The organism is Pseudomonas sp. ICMP 8385 (genome assembly GCF_002699915.1).
Lineage (GTDB): Bacteria > Pseudomonadota > Gammaproteobacteria > Pseudomonadales > Pseudomonadaceae > Aquipseudomonas > Aquipseudomonas gessardii.
The window spans coordinates 1-3,191 of the sequence record NZ_LKBY01000178.1; the positions used below are offsets into that span (position 1 = coordinate 1).

The 3,191-nt window shown below is 61.9% G+C and carries 4 protein-coding genes; all 4 read left to right on the top strand.

Going from position 1 to position 3,191, the window contains the following annotated elements:
• On the top strand, positions 1–210 hold a 210-nt coding region (locus AO268_RS32275; RefSeq protein ID WP_141562876.1), incomplete at its 5' end, for an SDR family oxidoreductase.
• 147 nt (positions 211–357) lie between these two features.
• Positions 358–675, top strand: a complete 318-nt coding sequence (locus AO268_RS32280; RefSeq protein ID WP_016355706.1) for a 2Fe-2S iron-sulfur cluster binding domain-containing protein — start codon at positions 358–360, stop codon at positions 673–675.
• Between the two features lie 16 nt (positions 676–691).
• Complete coding sequence (locus AO268_RS32285) at positions 692–1,615, top strand: catechol 2,3-dioxygenase (RefSeq protein ID WP_016355707.1); 924 nt, start codon at positions 692–694, stop codon at positions 1,613–1,615.
• Positions 1,616–1,649: 34 nt separating this feature from the next.
• Positions 1,650–3,110, top strand: coding sequence for a 2-hydroxymuconic semialdehyde dehydrogenase (locus AO268_RS32290; RefSeq protein ID WP_016355708.1), 1,461 nt, complete (start codon positions 1,650–1,652; stop codon positions 3,108–3,110).
• The last annotated feature ends 81 nt before the right edge of the window (positions 3,111–3,191 follow it).

Consider the following 3,191-nt stretch of genomic DNA (forward strand, 5'->3'; position numbering starts at 1 on the left):
CCACGGCGGATTCCGCGCAATAGCGCCGAGCCGAGTGAGCAGGAGAAGGTCTGGTACCAGCAGATCGTCGACCAGTCCCTCGACAGCAGCCTTATGAAACGCTACGGAAGCATTGACGAGCAGGTCGAGGCAATTCTGTTCCTTGCTTCTGACGCCGCCTCCTACATCACCGGTATAACTCTTCCGGTGGCAGGGGGAGACCTCGGTTGACCCTTATGTCTGGTTAAGAAGAGAAATCGACATGCGAAGAAGCAACGTACATAAGATCCCTGACGCTCATTTTCGGGGGGGTTATGCCGGCATCACGCAGAGCTGTTGGGGGATACTTCCGTCATGTTTAGTGTATCTGGGATGAATATGAACAGTGCCGGCTACGAGGTGTTCGAAGTGCTAAGCGGCCAGTCATTCCGCTGTGCGGAGGGCCAGTCGGTACTGCGCGCCATGGAAGCCCAGCACAAACGCTGCATTCCGGTGGGCTGTCGCGGCGGCGGTTGCGGGCTGTGCAAGGTCCATGTGCTGCATGGCAATTACCGTCGCGGTCGCATGAGCTGCCATCACGTGCCGCCCGAGTTGGAGAGCCAAGGCTTGGCGCTGGCATGCCAGGTATTTCCGCAGTCCGATCTGAGCATCGAATGTCTTTGCCCTAATAGCGAAGGCGACAAAAACAACAGATGAAACAAGAGGTGCCGTCATGAAAAAAGGCGTTCTGCGACCCGGCCACATCCAGCTGCGCGTTCTCAATCTAGAGAGTGCCCTGGCCCACTACCGCGACCTGCTCGGCCTGATCGAAGTGGACCGTGATGACTTCGGGCGCGTCTATTTGAAGGCTTGGACCGAAGTGGATAAGTTTTCCCTGGTGCTGCGTGAAGCGGATGAGCCGGGCATGGATTTCATGGGTTTCAAGGTTGTGGATGAGGATGCTCTCCGGCAACTGGAGCGGGATCTGATGGCATATGGCTGTGCCGTTGAGCAGCTACCCGCAGGTGAACTGAACAGTTGTGGCCGACGGGTGCGCTTCCAGGCACCCTCCGGGCATCACTTCGAGTTGTATTCAGACAAGGAATATACTGGAAAGTGGGGTGTGAATGAGGTCAATCCCGAGGCATGGCCGCGCGATCTGAAAGGTATGGCGGCTGTGCGTTTCGACCACGCCCTCATGTATGGCGACGAATTGCCGGCGACCTATGACCTGTTCACCAAGGTGCTCGGCTTCTATCTGGCCGAACAGGTGCTGGACGAAAATGGCACGCGCGTCGCCCAGTTCCTCAGTCTGTCGACCAAGGCCCACGACGTGGCCTTCATTCACCATCCGGAAAAAGGCCGCCTCCATCATGTGTCCTTCCACCTCGAAACCTGGGAAGACGTGCTTCGCGCCGCCGACCTGATCTCCATGACCGACACCTCGATCGACATCGGCCCAACCCGCCACGGCCTCACTCACGGCAAGACCATCTACTTCTTCGACCCGTCCGGTAACCGCAACGAAGTGTTCTGCGGGGGAGATTACAACTACCCGGACCACAAACCGGTGACCTGGACCACCGACCAGCTGGGCAAGGCGATCTTTTACCACGACCGCATTCTCAACGAACGATTCATGACTGTGCTGACCTGATGGTCCGGCTCGACTTATTGCAGAGACTGCGCAGATGAAAGAGATCAAGCATTTCATTAACGGTGCCTTCGTCTATTCGGCCGACGGCCGCACCTTTGAGGACATCAACCCGGTCAATGGCCAGGTGATCGGCCGCGTTCACGAGGCCGGCCGCGCCGAGGTCGACGCTGCGGTCAAGGCCGCCCGCGCCGCGCTCAAGGGGCCCTGGGGGAAGATGACGGTGGCCGAGCGCGCCGAGATTCTGCATCGCGTGGCCGATGGCATCACGGCGCGCTTCGACGAGTTCCTCGAGGCCGAATGCCTCGACACCGGCAAGCCGAAGTCGCTGGCCAGCCACATCGACATCCCGCGCGGCGCGGCGAACTTCAAGGTGTTCGCCGACCTGATCAAGAACGTCCCCACCGAGGCCTTCGAGGTGGCCACCCCGGACGGCGCCGGTGCACTCAACTACGGCGTGCGCCGGCCCAAGGGGGTGATCGGGGTGATCAGCCCGTGGAACCTGCCGCTGCTGCTGATGACCTGGAAAGTCGGCCCGGCACTCGCCTGCGGCAACTGCGTGGTAGTCAAGCCATCCGAGGAAACCCCGCTGACCGCCACTCTGCTCGGCGAGGTGATGCAGGCCGCCGGTGTGCCGGCCGGCGTGTACAACGTGGTGCACGGTTTCGGCGGCGATTCGGCCGGGGCCTTCCTCACCGAGCACCCGGACGTCGACGCCTACACCTTCACCGGCGAGACCGGCACCGGCGAAACCATCATGCGCGCCGCGGCCAAGGGCGTGCGCCAGGTGTCGCTGGAGCTGGGCGGCAAGAACGCTGGTATCGTCTTCGCCGACTGCGATATGGACAAGGCCATCGAAGGCACCCTGCGCTCGGCCTTCGCCAACTGCGGCCAGGTCTGCCTGGGCACCGAGCGGGTGTATGTCGAGCGGCCGATCTTCGACGCGTTCGTCGCCCGCCTCAAGGCCGGCGCCGAAGCGTTGAAGATCGGCGAACCGAACGATCCAGAGGCCAATTTCGGCCCGCTGATCAGCCACAAGCACCGTGAAAAAGTCCTCAATTACTACCAGCAGGCAGTCGACGACGGCGCCACCGTTGTCACCGGCGGCGGCGTGCCGGACATGTCGGCGCACCTGGCCGGCGGCGCCTGGGTGCAGCCGACCATCTGGACCGGCCTGGCCGACGATTCGGCGGTGGTCACCGAGGAAATCTTCGGCCCCTGCTGCCATATCCGCCCGTTCGACAGCGAGGAGGAAGCCATCGAACTGGCCAACAGCCTGCCTTACGGCCTGGCCTCGGCGATCTGGACCGAGAACGCTTCGCGCGCCCACCGCGTCGCCGGGCAGATCGAGGCCGGCATCGTTTGGGTCAACAGCTGGTTCCTGCGCGACCTGCGCACCGCCTTCGGCGGCAGCAAGCAGTCGGGCATCGGGCGCGAAGGAGGGGTGCACTCGCTGGAATTCTACACCGAGCTGAAAAACATTTGTGTGAAACTCTGAGGACCTGGTCATGAACGCACCGCAGCAAAGCCCTGAAATCGGTCGAGAGATTATCGCTGCCGGCTACCGCACCAACCTGCA

Coding starts and splice junctions, on each gene's coding strand:
- AO268_RS32285 (WP_016355707.1), top strand. CDS start 692: ATGAAAAAAGGCGTTCTGCGACCCGGCCACATCCAGCTGCGCGTTCTC.
- AO268_RS32290 (WP_016355708.1), top strand. CDS start 1,650: ATGAAAGAGATCAAGCATTTCATTAACGGTGCCTTCGTCTATTCGGCC.
- AO268_RS32280 (WP_016355706.1), top strand. CDS start 358: ATGAACAGTGCCGGCTACGAGGTGTTCGAAGTGCTAAGCGGCCAGTCA.